The organism is Pseudothauera rhizosphaerae, assembly GCF_004801305.1.
Classification (GTDB): domain Bacteria; phylum Pseudomonadota; class Gammaproteobacteria; order Burkholderiales; family Rhodocyclaceae; genus Pseudothauera; species Pseudothauera rhizosphaerae.
Map to the genome: position 1 here is coordinate 268,463 of NZ_SSOD01000003.1, position 16,976 is coordinate 285,438.

A 16,976-nucleotide genomic window follows, 5' to 3' on the forward strand; every position below is an offset into this window, starting at 1 on the left:
AATACGGAAATTCCCCGGAAACCCCATGAACGCCGATCTGCATTGCCATTCCACCGTCTCCGACGGCCTGCTGTCGCCCACCGAGGTGGTGCGGCGGGCCCACGCCAACGGCGTGGACCTGCTCGCGCTCACCGACCACGACGAGGTTGGCGGGGTGGAGGAGGCGCGGGCGGCGGCTGCGGAACTGGGGCTGGCCTTCGTGGCGGGGGTGGAGATCTCGGTGTCCTTCGCCGGCGAGACCATCCACATCGTCGGGCTGGGTATCGATCACACCCATCCGCTGCTGGTCGCAGGTCTGGCGCAGGTGCGCGACGGACGCGACGCCCGCGCCGTGCGCATCGGCGAGGAGCTCGCCCGCATCGGCATCCGCGGGGCGCTGGAAGGCGCGCGCGGCTTTGCTGCCAATCCGGCGCTGGTGAGCCGTGCGCACTTCGCCCGCTTCCTCGTCACCAGCGGAGTGATGCCGGACGTGAAGACCGTCTTCGACCACTACCTGGCGCGCGGCAAGCCCGGTTTCGTCGAGCACGAATGGGCGCGGCTGGACGAGGCGGTGGGCTGGATCCGTGCCGCGGGCGGCATCGCCGTGGTGGCCCATCCCGCGCGCTACCGCCTGTCCCACGCCGACATGGCCCGCCTGTTCGACTGTTTCCAGGCCGCCGGCGGCGAGGCGGTAGAGGTGGTGTCCGGCGCGCACACGCCCGAGGAGGCCGCCCGCTTCGCCTCCGAGGCGCGTCGGCGCGGCCTGCTGGCCTCGCGCGCATCCGACTTTCACGGCGAGAAGGAGAGCGCGGTGGACCTGGGGCGCTGCAACCCCCTGCCGCCCGATCTCACGCCCGTGTGGTCGCGCCTGCTGCAGTAGCCGGCGCGCAGCGCCGGCGGCAACACAAAACAACAACATCCTTGAGATCATGGCCCAGTTCTTTTCCCTGCATCCCGAACACCCGCAGCCGCGCCTCATCCGCCAGGCCGCGGAGATCATGCGCAACGGCGGCCTGGTGGCCCTGCCCACCGATTCGGCCTACGCCCTGGCCGCCCTCACCGGCGACGCCCGCGCGCTGGACCGCATCCGCCGCATCCGCGGCGTGGACGAGCGTCACCACTTCACGCTGATGTGCCGCGACCTGTCCGAGATCGCCACCTACGCCCGCGTGGACAACGCCCAGTACCGCTTGCTCAAGGCCACCACGCCGGGCGCCTACACCTTCATCCTGGAAGGTACCAAGGAGCTGCCGCGCCGCGTGCTGCACCCCAAGCGCAAGACCATAGGCCTGCGCATCCCGCAACACCCGGTCGTCTCCTCGCTGCTGGAGGAGCTGAACGAGCCCATGCTCAGCTCCACCCTGCTGCTGCCCGACGAGGACCTGCCCCTGACCGACCCCGAGGAAATCCGCGAACGCCTGGAAAAGCAGGTGGACCTGGTGATCGAGGCCGGCTTCTGCGGGCCGGAGGCCACCACGGTGATCGACCTCACCTCCGGCGTGCCCGAACTGGTGCGGGCCGGGCGGGGCAGCCTCGCGCCCTTCGGGCTGGAAGCGGAATGAGGGGGTGGAGGCCGGGCAGGGCGGACGCCCCGCTCTGCTAGAATGCCCGCTTTCCGAGCCGAGCTTTCATGGAATCCCTGATCCCCACGCTTGCCATCTGGGCGTTGCCGGTGCTGCTGGCCATCACGCTGCACGAGGCGGCGCACGGCTACGTGGCGCGCCATTTCGGCGACCCCACGGCACACCTGGCGGGGCGGATCACCCTCAATCCCCTCAAGCACATCGACCCCGTGGGCACGGTGATCGTGCCCATCGCCATCCTCACGCTGTCCACGCTGCTGGGCGGGAGCGGCATCCTGTTCGGCTGGGCCAAGCCGGTGCCGGTCAACTTCGGCCTGCTGCGCAAGCCCAAGGCCGACATGCTGTGGGTGGCCGCCGCCGGGCCGTTCATGAACCTGGTCATGGCGCTGGCCTGGGCGGTGGTGTTCAAGTTCGCCAGCGGCGGCCCGGAAACCTCCTACACGCTGCCGCTGGAACTGATGGCCGAAGCCGGCATGACGATCAACGCGGTGCTGATGTTCCTCAACCTGCTGCCCATTCCGCCCCTGGACGGCGGGCGCATCGCGGTGAGCCTGCTGCCGGGCCGGTTCGCCTGGCAGTTCGCCCGCATCGAACCCTACGGTTTTCCCATCCTCCTCATCCTGTTGTTCACCGGCATCCTGGGGGCCATCCTGTGGCCGCTGATCGCCGTGTTCCGCTACGTTCTCGCAATCATCTTCGGGTTTTACGGTTAAGACATGTACGCACAACGCGTTCTCTCCGGCATGCGGCCCACCGGCCGCCTGCATCTGGGCCATTACCACGGCGTGCTCAAGAACTGGGTCAAGCTGCAGGAGGAATACCCCTGCCTGTTCTTCGTCGCCGACTGGCATGCGCTGACCACCGCCTACGACAACCCGCAGGTCATCGAGGAGAGCGTCTGGGACATGCTGATCGACTGGCTGGCGGCGGGTGTCGATCCTGCCAAGGCCACGCTGTTCATCCAGTCCCGCGTGCCCCAGCACGCCGAGCTGCATCTGCTGATGTCCATGATGACGCCGCTGGGCTGGCTGGAGCGCGTGCCCACCTACAAGGACCAGCAGGAGAAGCTCAGCCACAAGGACCTGACCACCTACGGCTTTCTCGGCTATCCGCTGCTCATGAGCGCGGACATCCTGATCTACCGCGCCGACAAGGTGCCCGTGGGCGAGGACCAGATTCCCCACGTGGAATTCACGCGGGAACTGGTGCGCCGCTTCAACCACATGTACGGCCGCGAACCCGGCTACGAGGACAAGGCCCAGGCCGCCGTCAAGAAGCTCGGCGGCAAGCGCGCCCGCCAGTACCTGGACCTGCGCACCCGCTTCCAGCAGGACGGGGACGAGGCGGCCCTGGCCCAGGCCCGCGCCCTGGTGGGCGAGGCGGGAAGCCTCAGCCTGGACGACCGGGAGCGCCTGTACGGCTATCTGGAAGGCGGCGGCAAGATGATCCTGGTGGAGCCGGGCGTGCTGCTCACCGAGGCCTCACGCATGCCCGGCCTGGACGGGCAGAAGATGTCCAAGAGCTACGACAACACCATCTTCCTGCGGGAGGACCCGGACTCCGTCACCAAGAAGATCCGCACCATGCAGACCGACCCGGCGCGGGTGCGGCGCACCGATCCGGGCGACCCGGAGAAGTGCCCGGTGTGGCAGTTCCACCTCATCTACTCGGACGGCGGCACGCGGGAATGGGTGCAGCAGGGCTGCCGCAGCGCCGGCATCGGCTGTATCGAATGCAAGCAGCCGGTGATCGACGCGGTGCTCAAGGAACAGGCCGAGATGCACGAGCGCGCCCGGCCCTACGAGGAAGACCCCGCCCTGGTACGCCGCATCATCGCCGAGGGCAGCGAGCGCGCCCGCGCGCTGGCCGAGGAAACCATGCAGGACGTGCGTGCGGCCATGGGCCTCTCCTACGGCTGAGTAGTCCCGACGGCAGCCCGCCCATGAACATGCCGCTGGATCTCGCGCCCACCGAGACCGACCGCGAAGCGGCCGCGGTGGCGCGCCTGTACGGCGAGCCGGTGCTGGAGCTGCCCAAGGATCTCTACATCCCGCCGGACGCGCTGGAAGTCTTCCTGGAAGCCTTCGAAGGCCCGCTGGACCTGCTGCTCTACCTGATCCGCAAGGCCAACCTGGACATCCTCGACATTCCCATGGCGCCGCTCACGGTGCAGTACCTGGAATACGTGGAGGCCATGCGCGCGACCAACCTGGAACTGGCGGCCGACTACCTGCTGATGGCAGCCATGCTGCTGGAGATCAAGTCCCGCATGCTGCTGCCGCGCCCCCCGCGGGAAACCGAAGAGAAGGCCGCCGACCCCCGCGCCGAACTCGTCCGCCGCCTGCTGGAATACGAGCAGATGAAGCAGGCCGCCGCGCGCCTGGACGCCATTCCGCGGGTAGAGCGCGACTTCGAGTGGGTCAGCGTGTTCGTGGCCGAGAAGGTCGTCGAGCGCCTGCCGGACGTGACCCTGCACGACCTGCAGCTCGCCTGGCTGCGGATCATGAAGCAGGCCCGCCTCAAGCAGCACCACCGGGTGCAGCGGGAGGAACTCTCCGTGCGCGAGCACATGACCGGGATCCTGCGCAGGCTCTCGGACGGTGCCTTCGTGGTGTTCGACACTTTGTTCGACCCGAAGCTGGGGCCGGCCGGGCTGGTGGTGAGCTTTCTCGCCATGCTGGAACTGGTCAAGGAAAAGCTCGTACACGTGACCCAGAACGACGCCTTCGCCCCCATCTACGTCAGGCTCGCCGATGCAAGCACCGAGCACGCCTGAGGACTTCAAGCGCGTCATTGAGGCCGCGCTGTTCGCTGCTCCGGCGCCGCTGCCGGTGGCTACGTTGCGCCGCCTGTTCGAGGACGACGCCGGCCCGGACCTGGTCCGTCGCCTGCTGGACGAACTGCGCGCGGACTGGGATGGCCGCGGCGTGGAACTGGTGCAGACCGCCGGTGGCTGGCGCTTCCAGACGCGGCCGGAATACCAGGTCTTCCTCGACCGCCTGAAGGACGAGAAGCCGCCGAAATATTCCCGCGCGGTACTGGAGACGCTGGCCATCATCGCCTACCGCCAGCCCGTCACCCGCGGCGACATCGAGGACATCCGCGGCGTGGCCGTCTCGCCCAACGTGCTGAAGACGCTGGAATCCCGCGGCTGGATCGACGAGGTCGGCCACCGGGACACCCCCGGCCGCCCGGCGCTCTTCGCCACCACCCGCCGCTTCCTCGACGACCTGGGCCTGCGCAGCCTCACCGAGCTGCCGGCGCTCACGGAGATCGAACGCATCATGGACCTGGTGGAACTGCCGGTTCTGGAAGGCGTCGAGGCCAGGCCCGAGCCCGAAGCCTAGGCGCCCGCATTTCCTTTCCGTACAGCCTGTGCCGTTGCGCCCGGTTCGCGCGCAGCGATGCCGAGCCGGCGCATTTGCCGGTACAGCGTGGCGCGGTGGATGCCCAGTTCCGTGGCGGCCGGGGCCACCTTGCCGCCATGGCGGGCCAGGGCCGCGACGATGGCGCCGCGGCCGAGTTCGTCGAGTGAAACTCTGGGCGGAGCCGGTGCCGGACGCAGTTCGGCGGGCAGGTCGGCGGGGCCGATTTTCGCGCCGTCGTCGGCGAGCGCCGCCAGCGCCCGCAGGGCGGCGGCGCACTGGCGGAAATTGCCCGGCCAGGGGTGGGCCAGCAGGCATTCCAAGGCGGCGGCGCTCAGGACCATGCCCCGCGCCGGGCCGCCGGATTGCCGCCATAGCAGGGCGAGCGCGTCGCGCCGCTGGGCTTCGGGCAGGCTGCGCCAGGGGGGCAGTTCCACCCGGTGTTCCTGCAGGCGGTAGAGCAGGTCGGCGCGGAAGCGGCCTTCGGCCACCATGGCGTCCAGGTCGCAGTGGGTGGCGCACAGCACCACGCAATCGACGGTCCGGGGCGCTCCGCCGCCCAGGGGCTCCACGCGGTGCTCCTGCAGCACGCGCAGCAGGCGGCTCTGCAGGGGCAGCGGCATGTCGCCGATCTCGTCCAGGAAGAGGATGCCACCGTCGGCTTCCGCGATGCGCCCCGGCGAACCCCGGCGTCGGGCGCCGGTGAAGGCGCCTTCCACGTAGCCGAACAGTTCCGCTTCGATCAGTGTTTCCGGCAGGGCCGCGCAGTTGATGGCCACGAAGGGGCCGCTCGCCCGCGCGGACAGGGCATGGGCGCGGCGGGCCAGGGCTTCCTTGCCGCAGCCGGTCTCGCCCAGCAGCACGGTGGCGAGACCGGCGTCGATGGCGCGCCGAAGGCGGGCGAGGGCGCTGCGCTGGGCTTCGCCCAGCCACAGGCTGCTCTCTTCCGCAGGTGCCGGTGGGTCGATCTGCACCCGGCGGGGCGCCTGCAACTGGCCGAACAACTGTCGTCCCCCATGGGTCCGCAGGCGCTCCGCCGACACCTCGGCATGGTCGAACACCTCGTCCACGCGGCGGCCGACGAGGCTCCAGTCCGTATCCAGCCACTGCAGCGCGCTGCGGTTGGCGCCGACGATGCGGTCCTCGTCCAGCAGCAGCACGCCTTCCTGATAGGCCCCGACGCAGGCGCGCGCGGGATGGAAGCGCAGCCGCGCGAGTTGTTCGGGCGCGTTGAGCAGCCAGCGGTGCTCGATCTCCCGCGCCGCCCGCATGACGATGCTGCGGGCGTAGCCGCGCGGCAGGCGCGCGTCGCCGGAGACGTCGAGCAGGCCCACCGGGCGGCCGGCGTGGTCGAGGATGGGCACGGCCGTGCAGCACAGGCGGTGGTGCTGGTCGTGGAAGTGCTCGCTGCCCCAGATCTCGGTGAGTTCGTTGTCGGTGAGCGCGGTGCCGATGGCGTTGGTGCCCATGGCCGCTTCCGCCCAGCTCACGCCGGGCAGCAGCGCAACCCGGGTGGCGCGGTCCATGGCGCGGGTGTCGCCGCGGGTTTCCAGGATCAGACCGTAGGCATTGGCGAGGATGACCTGGCTGGCCGTGTCGGCCAGCGTCTCGGCGAGGAATTCCAGTTCCGGCTCGGCGAGCCGGCGCAGCAACTCGGCGCGTTCGCGCGCTTCGGTCAGCGCGGCGGCGGTCAGCGGCTCGACGGGGCAGGCGCGTTCCGCCACCAGCCCCCGTTGCACGCAGCGCGTCCAGGAACCGAGCACCTGGCGGCCGAGGGAAACGCTGGGCGGCCGGCCGCGCAGGAAGAAGTCGCGCCGGGCACGTGCCAGTTCGGCCTCGCTCGGCGCAGGGCGGGCAGCGGTGGGCGAAAGTTCGATCATCCCGGTCTCCTCCGTGGGTGTCGCAGCGCGCAAGGCGGGCTGCCGGCCTTCTGCGGGCCCTGCGGGCGGGGTGTCGCAGCCTGTCGCGGCACCTCGCCCGGGATTTGTCGCAGATCGCGACAAATCATTGATTCGTATCGCTTCATTTAGCCCATTGCCGCTCGGTTGCGCAAGGCCGATCGTCATTCCGTCGTGCTGCGTTGCGGAACGTTTGCCCGCATCGCAGCCGGCGGGGCGGACGGGCGAATGGTGCGCCGCGCAAGGGCGGCTTCCTGGCACGCCGCCTGCTGCAGGTCCCTACCCGCCCGACGGCGGAGACGCCAAACCAAGAATCCATCGGAGGAGTAAGAGACATGAGCCTGCGCATCAACGACATCACCATCGACAACCCCTACAAGGTCCAGTACGAGAACTACATCGGGGGTGAATGGGTACCGCCGGTGGACGGGCAGTACTTCGACAACCACAGCCCGATCACGGATCGCACCCTGTGCGCGGTGCCCCGTTCCAACGAGAAGGACATCGAACTCGCGCTGGATGCCGCCCATGCGGCCAAGGCGGCCTGGGGCCGCACCCCGCCGGCCGAGCGCGCCAACATCCTGAACCGCATCGCCGACCGCATCGAGGCCAATCTCAAGCTCATCGCCACCGCCGAAACCCTGGACAACGGCAAGCCCCTGCGCGAGACCATGGCGGCGGATCTGCCACTCACCGTCGACCACTTCCGCTATTTCGCCGGCTGCATCCGCGGCGAGGAGGGCTCCATCGGCGAGATCGACCACGAGACCTACGCCTACCACTTCAAGGAACCCCTGGGCGTGGTGGGGCAGATCATCCCGTGGAACTTCCCCATCCTGATGGCTGCCTGGAAGGTGGCGCCGGCGCTGGCGGCAGGCAACTGCGTGGTGCTCAAGCCGGCCGAACAGACCCCGGCCTCCCTGCTGGTGGTGCTGGAGCTCATTGGCGACCTGCTGCCGCCCGGCGTGCTCAACGTGGTCAACGGCTTCGGCCTGGAAGCGGGCAAGCCGCTCGCCACCAACAGCCGCGTCGCCAAGGTGGCCTTCACCGGCGAAACCACCACCGGCCGGCTGATCATGCAGTACGCCTCGCAGAACCTGATCCCGGTCACGCTGGAACTGGGCGGCAAGAGCCCCAACGTGTTCTTCGAGGACGTGATGGCGGCCGACGACGCCTTCTTCGACAAGTGCCTGGAAGGTTTCGCCATGTTCGCGCTGAACCAGGGCGAGGTGTGCACCTGCCCGTCCCGCGTGCTGATCCAGGAGTCGATCTACGACAAGTTCATCGCCCGCGCGGTGGACCGGGTGGCGAAGATCAAGCAGGGCAACCCGCTGGACAGCTCGACGATGATCGGCGCCCAGGCTTCCTCCGAACAACTGGAGAAGATCCTGGCCTACCTGGACATCGGCCGGCAGGAAGGCGCCAAGTGCCTGATCGGCGGCGAGCGCAACACCCTGGACGGCGACCTGGCCAAGGGCTTCTACATCAAGCCGACGATCTTCCAGGGGCACAACAAGATGCGCATCTTCCAGGAGGAAATTTTCGGCCCGGTGGTGTCGGTGACCACTTTCAAGGACGAGGACGACGCCCTGGCGATCGCCAACGACACCCTCTACGGCTTGGGCGCCGGCGTGTGGACCCGCGACATGTCCCGCGCCTTCCGCATGGGACGCGGCATCCAGGCCGGGCGGGTATGGACCAACTGCTACCACCTCTATCCGGCCCACGCGGCCTTCGGCGGCTACAAGCAGTCCGGCATCGGGCGCGAGAACCACAAGATGATGCTGGAGCACTACCAGCAGACCAAGAACCTGCTGGTGTCCTACTCGCCCAACGCGCTCGGCTTCTTCTGACCTGACGCAAAGGCATGCGGGCCGGCGCCATGCACCGGCCCGCAGCGGGAGGACGAGACCATGGACGAAGCCATGACCGAAGCGAGCCGCGTATCGGCCACGCCCGCCGCGCTCGAACTCATAGCCCGCCTGAAGGCGCGCCACGGCCCCTTGCTGTTCCACCAGTCCGGCGGCTGCTGCGACGGCAGTTCGCCCATGTGCTACCCGCAAGGCGAGTTCCAGATCGGCGATGCCGACGTGCAACTGGGCGAGATCGGCAGTTGCCCCTTCTACATGAGCCGTGCCCAGTTCGCGTACTGGGAGCACACCCACCTGATCATCGACGTGGTGCCCGGCCGCGGGGGGATGTTCTCCCTGGAAGGGCCGGAGGGACTGCGCTTCCTGACCCGTTCGCGCTTGTTCGAGGATGGGGAATGGGCGGCGCTGAAGGCGCGCGAGGCGCAGGGCGTGTAACCGGGGGCTGGACGTTCGTGGTGGCGGGGCGGAGGCCCGTCATTCCAGTGCCGCTTCCACCAGCGGCTTGGCCCATTCCGGCGTGTGCAGCAGGTCCGCTGCTTCGGTAGGCCACAACAGTCGCCCGTTCTCCATCTCCAGCACCGGCAAGGGGTCGGGGATGGCTTCGCCGGGCCCTGCGTGGGCGCTGTTGTCGCTGACCTTCAGATAGGCCAGGTGCGGTATCAGGGCGATGAGGTTGGCCCGAGAACTGATCCAGCGCTGGCGTATTTTTTCTTCCGGGATGTCGTGGCCGCCGGCGACGACGCGGGCGCGGACCCGGGCGAGGTGCAGTTCGGGCGTGGCGAGGCCGCAGAACCACATCAGGACGTCGTGGGACCGGGCGGCGGCCTGGATGCGCGCGGCGACGGTGTCGCCGCCCAAAGTGGTCTCGAAGGCATAGGCATGATGTTGCGCCAGGGCTTGATCGAGGCGGCGCATGCCTTCCTGCCAGGCGGCGGCGTTGGCTTCCTCCTGAGTACAGCCGGTGGCGGCGACGATTTCGCGGGCGAAGGCGTCCGGGTTGTACCAGGCAAGGCCGGCCTGCCGGAGCAGGTGGCCGCCGACCGAGCTCTTGCCGGCGCCGTTGACGCCGGCCAGCACGTACAGGACGGGGCGGGCCACGGCCAGGCCGTCAGTGCCCGGTGCCGGCCTTGACCTTGCCGCCGAGGGTGGCGGGTTGTCGGATCAGGGCGCGCAGGCGCTCGCCGGCGTCGTCGGCCCGCAGCGCGGCGAGGCGTTGGTCGAAGCGGCGGCGCAGGGTTTCCAGGGCGGAGGCGCTGGCGGTTTGAGCTTCGGTCAGCGCCTGCACCATGGCGGTGTATTCCGCGGTTGACAGGATGACCGCTTCGGGTTCGTTGTGGTTGGTGACGAGCACCTTGCCTTTGCTGCCCACGGTTTTCATCACGCCGCGCCAGCCATGCTTCTTGACATCGGCGGCGGGGGTGCGGGGCAGGGTGTCTAGGGCGTCGATTCGCAGGGTCTGGGCCATGGCGGTGCTCCGGTGGAACGTGGGGGAAATATACCCAAATTTCCCAAATTTGGCCAAAGAAACCGGGAAGAGGAACTTGTCGCCGATATCGCCCGGATGCGAAGCGATACGGTCTTGATAGGCGATGCAGCGGGCTATAATCCGCCAATTCAGCGGCCGTACCGTATAAGGCCGCTTCATCCCACAGGAAGCAAGCCTTTGTCCTCCCCCCGCAAGACCCGCAGTCCGCTGCGCCCCCCGACCAGCAAGAAGCCGTCGCGCGAGCAGGCCGACCCCGCGCGTGCGCGCCGCAGCTCCGCGGCGGGAGGCGAGTCGGCGCAGGCCAGGCCGGCGCACGCACCGCGTGGCCGGGCATCGGCCGGACAAGCCCGCAGTGCGGAGCCGCAGATCGAGCCGGAGCGCCTGCAGAAGGTGCTGGCCGCGGCCGGGGTCGGTTCGCGGCGTGAGATCGAGGCCCTGGTCGAGGCCGGGCGCATCCTGGTCAACGACGCACCGGCGGTGCCGGGGCAGAAGATCGGGCCGGGCGACCGGGTCAAGGTCAACGGCAGGATGGTGCCTCTGCGCTTCGCCCAGCGCGCGCCGCGGGTGCTGCTCTATCACAAGCCGGAAGGCGAGATCGTTTCCCGCGAGGACCCGGAAGGCCGCCCGACGGCGTTCGAGCGCCTGCCCATCCTGCGCCGCGGGCGGTGGATCGCGGTGGGGCGGCTGGACTTCAACACCTCCGGCCTGCTGCTGTTCACCAACGACGGCGAACTGGCCAACCGGTTGATGCACCCGCGCTACGAACTGGAGCGGGAGTACGCGGTGCGCCTGCTCGGTTCCCTGGACGACGAGCAGATCGCCTCCCTCAAGGCTGGCATCCAGCTCGAAGACGGCGAAGCCCGTTTCAACAGCCTGGTGGACGCGGGCGGGGAAGGGGTGAACCACTGGTACCGGGTCACCATTTCCGAGGGGCGCAACCGGGAAGTGCGGCGCATGTTCGAGGCGGTCGGGCTCACCGTGAGCCGGCTGATCCGCGTGCGCTACGGCCCGGTGGAACTGCCTTCGCGCCTGAAGCGCGGCATGTGGATGGAAATGGGGGACGAGGACGCCTGCAAGCTCGCCGGCCTGCCGCCGCCGGTCGTGAAACCGGGTGAGCGCAAGCGCGAGGCCCGGCTGCATCGCACCGTGCCGCGCACCTGACTCGGCAGGCCGCAAATCCCCGGCGGGCGGGGCCTTCGGGCGCCCGCCCGCTGCATTTTGCAACGGTGCCGAAGGGTGTCTTGGGACCCGTAACGGGCCGTCGCCCGCTTCCGGCCGCAGGGGCTCTTCGGTTATCATCGCGCTTTCCCGCAGTCGCATTCCCATGACCAAATACGTCTTCGTTACCGGCGGTGTCGTGTCCTCCCTGGGCAAAGGCATCGCAGCGGCCTCTTTGGGGGCCATCCTGGAATCCCGCGGCATCAAGGTCACGCACCTCAAGCTGGATCCCTACATCAACGTCGATCCGGGCACCATGAGCCCGTTCCAGCACGGCGAGGTGTTCGTCACCGAAGACGGCGCGGAAACCGATCTCGACCTCGGCCATTACGAGCGCTTCACCAGCGCCAAGATGAGCAAGCGCAACAACTTCACCACGGGCCAGATCTACGAGTCGGTGCTGAAGAAGGAACGCCGCGGCGAGTACCTGGGCAAGACGGTGCAAGTCATCCCCCACATCACCGACGAGATCAAGCACTACATCAAGCGCGGCGCGGAAGGCGCGGACGTGGCCATCGTCGAGGTGGGCGGCACGGTGGGTGACATCGAATCCCTGCCCTTCCTGGAAGCCATCCGCCAGATGGGCATCGAGGAAGGCCGCAACGCCACCTGCTCCATCCACCTCACGCTGCTGCCCTACATCCCCACCGCGGGCGAGCTGAAGACCAAGCCCACCCAGCACTCGGTCAAGGAACTGCGCGAGATCGGCATCCAGCCGGACATCCTGCTGTGCCGCGCGGACCGCTCCATTCCGGCCGACGAGCGGCGCAAGATCGCGCTGTTCTGCAACGTCATGCCGGAAGCGGTCATCGAGTGCCTGGATGCGGATTCCATCTACAAGATCCCCGGTGCGCTGCACGACCAGATGCTGGACGAGATCGTCTGCCACAAGCTGGGCATCCTGGCCCGCGCGGCGGACCTCTCCGCGTGGGAGAAGCTGATCCACGCGCTGGAAAACCCCGAGCACGAGGTGGACATCGCCTTCGTCGGCAAGTACGTGGATCTCACCGAGTCCTACAAGTCGCTGATCGAGGCGCTCAACCACGCCGGCATGCACACCCGCAGCAAGGTGAACATCCACTACCTCGATTCGGAAGACATCGAGCGCGAGGGCTGCGCCGCGCTGAAGGACATGGACGCCATTCTGGTGCCGGGCGGCTTCGGCAAGCGCGGCACGGAAGGCAAGATCGCCGCCATCCGCTACGCGCGGGAGAACAAGGTGCCCTACCTGGGCATCTGTCTGGGCATGCAGCTCGCCGTGGTGGAATTCGCCCGCGACGTGGCCGGCATGGAAGGCGCGCACTCCACCGAGTTCGACAAGGCCAGCCCCTATCCGGTGATCGGCCTGATCACCGAATGGAAGGACCGTACCGGCAAGATCGAGAAGCGCAACGAGAATTCCGACCTGGGCGGCACCATGCGCCTGGGCGGCCAGACCTGCCACCTGAAGGCGGGCTCCAAGGCGCGCCAGATCTACGGCGAGGACGACATCGTCGAGCGCCACCGCCACCGCTACGAAGTGAACAACACCCTGCTGGCCAGTCTGGAAGAAAAGGGGCTGGTCGTCTCCGGCCGTGCGCCGGTCACCGACCTGTGCGAGATGGTGGAGCTGCCCTCCGACGTGCACCCTTGGTTCGTCGGCTGCCAGTTCCATCCCGAATTCACCTCGAATCCGCGCAAGGGCCATCCACTGTTCGTCGCCTACGTGAAGGCGGCGCTGGCACGCAAGGCGGGCTGAGGAGTAGCACGATGAAGCTGTGTGGTTTCGAGGCCGGCCTGGACCGGCCCTTCTTCCTGATTGCCGGCCCCTGCGTGGCCGAATCCGAACAGATGTGCCTGGACATCGCCGGGCAGATGAAGGAAATCTGCGCCGAACTGGGCATCCCGTACATCTTCAAGGCGTCCTACGACAAGGCCAACCGCAGCTCGGGCAAGAGCTTTCGCGGCCACGGCATGGATGCCGGCCTGAAAATGCTCGAAGCGGTGAAGAAGCAACTGGGCCTGCCGGTGCTGACCGACGTGCACACCGTGGAGGAAATCCCCCGGGTGGCGGCCGTCGTGGACGTGCTGCAGACGCCGGCCTTCCTGTGCCGCCAGACGGACTTCATCCACGCGGTGGCCGCTTCCGGCAAGCCGGTGAACATCAAGAAGGGCCAGTTCCTCGCCCCCGCCGACATGAAGAACGTGGTGGACAAGGCCAAGGAAGCCAACGGCGGCGCGGACACCATCCTGGTGTGCGAGCGCGGCGCCTCCTTCGGCTACAACAACCTGGTGTCCGACATGCGCAGCCTCGCCATCATGCGCGAGACCAACTGCCCGGTGGTGTTCGACGCCACCCACTCGGTGCAGTTGCCGGGCGGGCAGGGCACGGCCTCGGGCGGGCAGCGCGAGTTCGTGCCGGTGCTGGCGCGCGCCGCGGTGGCCGTGGGCGTGGCGGGGCTCTTCATGGAAACCCACCCGGACCCCGCCAAGGCCCTGTCCGACGGCCCCAACGCGTGGCCGCTGCCGAAGATGAAGGCGCTGCTGGCCGTGCTGCGGGACATCGACCGCCTGGTGAAGTCCCAGGGCTTCATCGAACAGCAGCTTTGACCTGCCAGGCTCGCCTGAAAGAATTCCCCGTTTCCAACCGATACAGGAAGAACCATGAGTGCAATCGTTGACGTGATCGCCCGCGAGATTCTGGATTCCCGCGGCAATCCCACCGTCGAGGCCGACGTGCTGCTGGAATCCGGCGTCATGGGCCGCGCGGCGGTGCCGTCCGGCGCCTCCACCGGCTCCCGCGAGGCCATCGAGCTGCGCGACGGCGACAGCGCCCGCTACCTGGGCAAGGGCGTGCTGCGCGCCGTGGAGAACGTGAACACGGAAATCTCCGAAGCCATCATCGGCCTGGACGCCGAGGAGCAGGCCTTCATCGACCGCACGCTGATCGAGCTGGATGGCACCGAGAACAAGTCCCGCCTGGGCGCCAACGCCACGCTGGCGGTGTCCATGGCGGTGGCCAAGGCCGCGGCCGAAGAGGCCGGCCTGCCCCTGTACCGCTACTTCGGCGGCTCCGGCCCCATGACCCTGCCGGTGCCGATGATGAACGTCATCAACGGCGGCGCGCACGCCAACAACAGCCTGGACATCCAGGAATGCATGATCATGCCGGTGTCTCAGGCCAGCTTCCGCGAGGCCCTGCGCTGCGGCGCGGAGATTTTCCACCACCTGAAGAAGATCACCGACAAGAAGGGTTACCCGACCACCGTGGGTGACGAGGGCGGCTTCGCGCCCAACGTCTCCGGCACCGAAGAGGCCCTGAACCTGATCCAGGACGCCATCGCCGCCGCCGGCTACGAGCCGGGCCGCGACGTGCTGCTGGCCCTGGACTGCGCCTCCAGCGAGTTCTACAAGAACGGCAAGTACGAACTGGTCGGCGAGGGTCTGAGCCTCACCGCCGAAGGCTTTACCGACTACCTCGCCACGCTGGCGGACAAGTTCCCCATCGTCTCCATCGAGGACGGCATGGCCGAAGGCGACTGGGCCGGCTGGAAGGTGCTGACCGACCGCCTGGGCAAGAGCGTACAACTGGTGGGCGACGATCTCTTCGTCACCAACACCCGCATCCTGGAGCAGGGGATCGACCAGGGCGTCGCCAACTCCATCCTCATCAAGATCAACCAGATCGGGACGCTCTCCGAGACCTTCGCCGCGGTGGAAATGGCCAAGCGCGCCGGATACACCTCGGTGATCTCCCACCGTTCGGGCGAGACCGACGACGCCACCATCGCCGACATCGCCGTCGGCCTCAATGCCATGCAGATCAAGACCGGTTCGCTCTCCCGCTCGGACCGCATCTCCAAGTACAACCAGCTGCTGCGCATCGAGGAAGATCTGGGCGACACTTCCAGCTACCCGGGCCGCAAGGCCTTCTTCAACCTGCGTGCGCGTTAATAACCGCGTTACCGGTTGAAAACGATGCTCGCCGCGGCGGGCGTCGCATGGTAAAAACCCGAAGGCCGGCGGACGATCCGCTGGCCTTCCTTGCATTCAGGCATTCGTTCGCCCCTTCATGCGCTGGCCCCTGATCATCCTCGCCCTGCTGGCGGTCGTCCTGCAATACCCGCTATGGCTGGGCAAGGGAGGCTGGCTGCGGGTCTGGGAAGTGGACTCCCAACTGCAGGCCCAGCGTGCCGCCAATCACCAGCTCGAACAGCGCAACGCGGCGCTGGCCGCCGAGGTGGACGACCTCAAGTCCGGCAACGAGGCCGTCGAGGAGCGGGCGCGCTACGAACTGGGCCTGACCCGGCCGGGGGAAATCTACGTGCATGTGCCGCAGAAACCGGGTACGAAGCAGGGCGCGGACGAAAAGGCCTCTTCCGGGGCAGCCGTCGAGTAGGAGCGGGCTTGCCCGCGATGGCGGCCTTTGCATTCCCGCCAGCCGTATCGCGGCCAAGGCCGCTCCTACGATACCGGCCAGCTTTCACAGCAGTTCGGTGATCGTCTCGCGCTGTTCGAGTTCCGCCTCGAAGGCGACCATCTCCAGTCCCAGCGCGTCGCGCGCCGAGATCATCCCCACCGGCCGGCCGTCCTCGACCACCGGCACGTGGCGGAAGCCGTTGTCGTGCATCAGGTGCAGCGCATGGCCGAGGGGCTGGGACGGCGTGAGGGCGAGGGGATCGCGGGTCATCACATCTTCGATGGGGGTGCGGTCCGGGTCCAGCCCGTCGGCCAGCACCCGCGCGAGGGCGTCCCGTTCCGTGAAGATGCCGGCCAGACGTCCGTCGCCGGCGACGATCATGATGGAACCGACGCGGCGCTCCGTCATCAGCCGGCTGGCCTCCCGCACCGAAATCGTTCCCCGGGCGGTCAGGATGGGCTGGCCGCGTACCACTTCGCTGATCTTGCGTGCAGGCATGTCTCGTTCTCCTTGGGTGGTGGTGTCGTCGTCCCGGTGAATCCGGGCTTCTTGTTCATGCATGGCATTCCGCGGATGCCGCTGCAGGTCTGGATCAGTTGCTCGCCAGCAGGCTGCGGGCGCCGTCGATGCGCTGCGCGAAGTACGGGTTGTCCAGCCGTTCGATGCGGATGCGCCCGCGGCTCGACGGTGCGTGGATGAAGCGGCCGTCGCCCATGTATACGCCCATGTGGCTGTGGCGGCGGTTCTGCGTGTTGAAGAAGACGAGATCGCCGGGCTGCAGGTCGGCGACGCCGATGGGACGGGTGCGTTCGGCGATCTGCGCGGCGTTGTGGGGCAGGCGTTGTCCGGACACCTGCTCGACGATGTAGCTCACCATGCCGCTGCAGTCCAGCCCGGCCTCCGGGTTGCGGCCACCGAAGCGGTAGCCCACGTCCAGCAGGCCGAGGGCGAAGATCACCATCTCCCGGCTTTGGGATTGGTCTTCCAGGGTGAAGTAGCTGTTCTGCGGCGCGCTGCGGCGTGGCGTGGCGCTGGTATCGGCCGTGGGGGGCGGAAGGGTGGTGCAGGCCGACAGCAGTGCCGCCGCCGCGGCCGGCAGGAGGTGCCGGATGCGAAGCTGCGGAGCGGAAGGCTGGGCGGCGGACGGACGCATGGGCGCAAAGATAGTCCAGCCGCC

The 16,976-nt window shown here is 68.1% G+C and carries 18 protein-coding genes; 13 read left to right on the forward strand and 5 right to left on the reverse strand.

Annotated elements, in window-relative coordinates:
- Positions 1 to 25: 25 nt before the first annotated feature.
- The 6 genes from E6O51_RS05030 (at position 26) to scpB (ending at position 4,909) form a co-directional block, all read left to right on the forward strand.
- Positions 26 to 859, forward strand: coding sequence for a 3',5'-nucleoside bisphosphate phosphatase (locus E6O51_RS05030; protein ID WP_136383874.1), 834 nt, complete (start codon positions 26 to 28; stop codon positions 857 to 859).
- A gap of 49 nt (positions 860 to 908) precedes the next feature.
- Positions 909 to 1,541, forward strand: a complete 633-nt coding sequence (locus E6O51_RS05035; RefSeq protein ID WP_136383875.1) for an L-threonylcarbamoyladenylate synthase — start codon at positions 909 to 911, stop codon at positions 1,539 to 1,541.
- Between the two features lie 68 nt (positions 1,542 to 1,609).
- Positions 1,610 to 2,275, forward strand: a complete 666-nt coding sequence (locus tag E6O51_RS05040; protein WP_136383876.1) for a site-2 protease family protein — start codon at positions 1,610 to 1,612, stop codon at positions 2,273 to 2,275.
- Between the two features lie 3 nt (positions 2,276 to 2,278).
- Entirely contained in the window at positions 2,279 to 3,481 is a 1,203-nt protein-coding gene (locus E6O51_RS05045; protein WP_136383877.1) for a tryptophan--tRNA ligase, read from the forward strand.
- Positions 3,482 to 3,504: 23 nt separating this feature from the next.
- A complete protein-coding gene (locus E6O51_RS05050) occupies positions 3,505 to 4,338 on the forward strand; it encodes a segregation and condensation protein A (protein ID WP_136383878.1) in 834 nt (277 codons plus the stop codon).
- The gene (scpB, locus tag E6O51_RS05055; protein WP_136383879.1) at positions 4,316 to 4,909 is read left to right on the forward strand and encodes an SMC-Scp complex subunit ScpB; all 594 of its coding nucleotides are present in this window, start codon (positions 4,316 to 4,318) and stop codon (positions 4,907 to 4,909) included. The genes E6O51_RS05050 and scpB overlap by 23 nt, the downstream gene beginning before the upstream one ends.
- On the opposite strand, the gene E6O51_RS05060 is transcribed toward scpB, so the two are convergent.
- Positions 4,906 to 6,807 carry a sigma-54-dependent Fis family transcriptional regulator gene (locus tag E6O51_RS05060; protein WP_136383880.1) on the reverse strand — a complete coding sequence of 634 codons (1,902 nt, stop codon included), beginning with the start codon at positions 6,805 to 6,807 and terminating at the stop codon, positions 4,906 to 4,908. The two genes, scpB and E6O51_RS05060, sit on opposite strands and share 4 nt — an antisense overlap.
- 353 nt (positions 6,808 to 7,160) lie before the next feature.
- On the opposite strand from E6O51_RS05060, the gene adh reads away from it, so the two are divergent.
- Complete coding sequence (adh, locus tag E6O51_RS05065) at positions 7,161 to 8,678, forward strand: aldehyde dehydrogenase (protein ID WP_136383881.1); 1,518 nt, start codon at positions 7,161 to 7,163, stop codon at positions 8,676 to 8,678.
- A 60-nt stretch (positions 8,679 to 8,738) separates the two neighbouring features.
- The gene (locus E6O51_RS05070; RefSeq protein ID WP_230976704.1) at positions 8,739 to 9,131 is read left to right on the forward strand and encodes a DUF779 domain-containing protein; all 393 of its coding nucleotides are present in this window, start codon (positions 8,739 to 8,741) and stop codon (positions 9,129 to 9,131) included.
- 39 nt (positions 9,132 to 9,170) lie between these two features.
- On the opposite strand, the gene E6O51_RS05075 is transcribed toward E6O51_RS05070, so the two are convergent.
- Together E6O51_RS05075 and E6O51_RS05080 are read right to left on the reverse strand one after the other, a co-directional pair.
- Positions 9,171 to 9,794 (reverse strand): AAA family ATPase, encoded by a 624-nt coding sequence (locus E6O51_RS05075; RefSeq protein ID WP_211091325.1) that lies wholly within the window; start codon positions 9,792 to 9,794, stop codon positions 9,171 to 9,173.
- Positions 9,795 to 9,804: 10 nt separating this feature from the next.
- Positions 9,805 to 10,161 carry a type II toxin-antitoxin system prevent-host-death family antitoxin gene (locus E6O51_RS05080; RefSeq protein ID WP_136383883.1) on the reverse strand — a complete coding sequence of 119 codons (357 nt, stop codon included), beginning with the start codon at positions 10,159 to 10,161 and terminating at the stop codon, positions 9,805 to 9,807.
- A 198-nt stretch (positions 10,162 to 10,359) separates the two neighbouring features.
- Between E6O51_RS05080 and rluB the strand changes: the two genes are divergently transcribed.
- From rluB to ftsB, 5 genes are all read left to right on the forward strand, one after another.
- Entirely contained in the window at positions 10,360 to 11,343 is a 984-nt protein-coding gene (gene rluB, locus E6O51_RS05085) for a 23S rRNA pseudouridine(2605) synthase RluB (RefSeq protein WP_136383884.1), read from the forward strand.
- 163 nt (positions 11,344 to 11,506) lie between these two features.
- Positions 11,507 to 13,138: a CTP synthase gene (locus tag E6O51_RS05090; RefSeq protein ID WP_136383885.1), complete on the forward strand. Its 1,632-nt coding sequence runs from the start codon at positions 11,507 to 11,509 to the stop codon at positions 13,136 to 13,138.
- An 11-nt stretch (positions 13,139 to 13,149) separates the two neighbouring features.
- Positions 13,150 to 13,989, forward strand: a complete 840-nt coding sequence (kdsA, locus tag E6O51_RS05095; protein WP_136383886.1) for a 3-deoxy-8-phosphooctulonate synthase — start codon at positions 13,150 to 13,152, stop codon at positions 13,987 to 13,989.
- A 54-nt stretch (positions 13,990 to 14,043) separates the two neighbouring features.
- Entirely contained in the window at positions 14,044 to 15,333 is a 1,290-nt protein-coding gene (gene eno / locus E6O51_RS05100; protein WP_136383887.1) for a phosphopyruvate hydratase, read from the forward strand.
- 118 nt (positions 15,334 to 15,451) lie between these two features.
- Entirely contained in the window at positions 15,452 to 15,778 is a 327-nt protein-coding gene (ftsB, locus tag E6O51_RS05105) for a cell division protein FtsB (RefSeq protein ID WP_136383888.1), read from the forward strand.
- Positions 15,779 to 15,862: 84 nt separating this feature from the next.
- Here the strand turns inward: ftsB and E6O51_RS05110 are convergent, their stop codons facing one another.
- Together E6O51_RS05110 and E6O51_RS05115 are read right to left on the reverse strand one after the other, a co-directional pair.
- A complete protein-coding gene (locus tag E6O51_RS05110; protein ID WP_136383889.1) occupies positions 15,863 to 16,297 on the reverse strand; it encodes a CBS domain-containing protein in 435 nt (144 codons plus the stop codon).
- 94 nt (positions 16,298 to 16,391) lie between these two features.
- Positions 16,392 to 16,952: a C40 family peptidase gene (locus E6O51_RS05115; RefSeq protein ID WP_136383890.1), complete on the reverse strand. Its 561-nt coding sequence runs from the start codon at positions 16,950 to 16,952 to the stop codon at positions 16,392 to 16,394.
- Between the last annotated feature and the right edge of the window lie 24 nt (positions 16,953 to 16,976).

What these genes read in the sequence shown, in the direction of transcription:
- E6O51_RS05080 (WP_136383883.1), bottom strand. Translation starts at nt 10,161, where the DNA reads ATGGCCCAGACCCTGCGAATCGACGCCCTAGACACCCTGCCCCGCACC.
- eno (WP_136383887.1), top strand. Translation starts at nt 14,044, where the DNA reads ATGAGTGCAATCGTTGACGTGATCGCCCGCGAGATTCTGGATTCCCGC.
- E6O51_RS05035 (WP_136383875.1), top strand. Translation starts at nt 909, where the DNA reads ATGGCCCAGTTCTTTTCCCTGCATCCCGAACACCCGCAGCCGCGCCTC.
- E6O51_RS05060 (WP_136383880.1), bottom strand. Translation starts at nt 6,807, where the DNA reads ATGATCGAACTTTCGCCCACCGCTGCCCGCCCTGCGCCGAGCGAGGCC.
- E6O51_RS05050 (WP_136383878.1), top strand. Translation starts at nt 3,505, where the DNA reads ATGAACATGCCGCTGGATCTCGCGCCCACCGAGACCGACCGCGAAGCG.
- E6O51_RS05110 (WP_136383889.1), bottom strand. Translation starts at nt 16,297, where the DNA reads ATGCCTGCACGCAAGATCAGCGAAGTGGTACGCGGCCAGCCCATCCTG.
- E6O51_RS05115 (WP_136383890.1), bottom strand. Translation starts at nt 16,952, where the DNA reads ATGCGTCCGTCCGCCGCCCAGCCTTCCGCTCCGCAGCTTCGCATCCGG.
- scpB (WP_136383879.1), top strand. Translation starts at nt 4,316, where the DNA reads ATGCAAGCACCGAGCACGCCTGAGGACTTCAAGCGCGTCATTGAGGCC.
- E6O51_RS05045 (WP_136383877.1), top strand. Translation starts at nt 2,279, where the DNA reads ATGTACGCACAACGCGTTCTCTCCGGCATGCGGCCCACCGGCCGCCTG.
- E6O51_RS05090 (WP_136383885.1), top strand. Translation starts at nt 11,507, where the DNA reads ATGACCAAATACGTCTTCGTTACCGGCGGTGTCGTGTCCTCCCTGGGC.
- E6O51_RS05070 (WP_230976704.1), top strand. Translation starts at nt 8,739, where the DNA reads ATGGACGAAGCCATGACCGAAGCGAGCCGCGTATCGGCCACGCCCGCC.
- adh (WP_136383881.1), top strand. Translation starts at nt 7,161, where the DNA reads ATGAGCCTGCGCATCAACGACATCACCATCGACAACCCCTACAAGGTC.
- E6O51_RS05040 (WP_136383876.1), top strand. Translation starts at nt 1,610, where the DNA reads ATGGAATCCCTGATCCCCACGCTTGCCATCTGGGCGTTGCCGGTGCTG.
- kdsA (WP_136383886.1), top strand. Translation starts at nt 13,150, where the DNA reads ATGAAGCTGTGTGGTTTCGAGGCCGGCCTGGACCGGCCCTTCTTCCTG.
- ftsB (WP_136383888.1), top strand. Translation starts at nt 15,452, where the DNA reads ATGCGCTGGCCCCTGATCATCCTCGCCCTGCTGGCGGTCGTCCTGCAA.
- E6O51_RS05030 (WP_136383874.1), top strand. Translation starts at nt 26, where the DNA reads ATGAACGCCGATCTGCATTGCCATTCCACCGTCTCCGACGGCCTGCTG.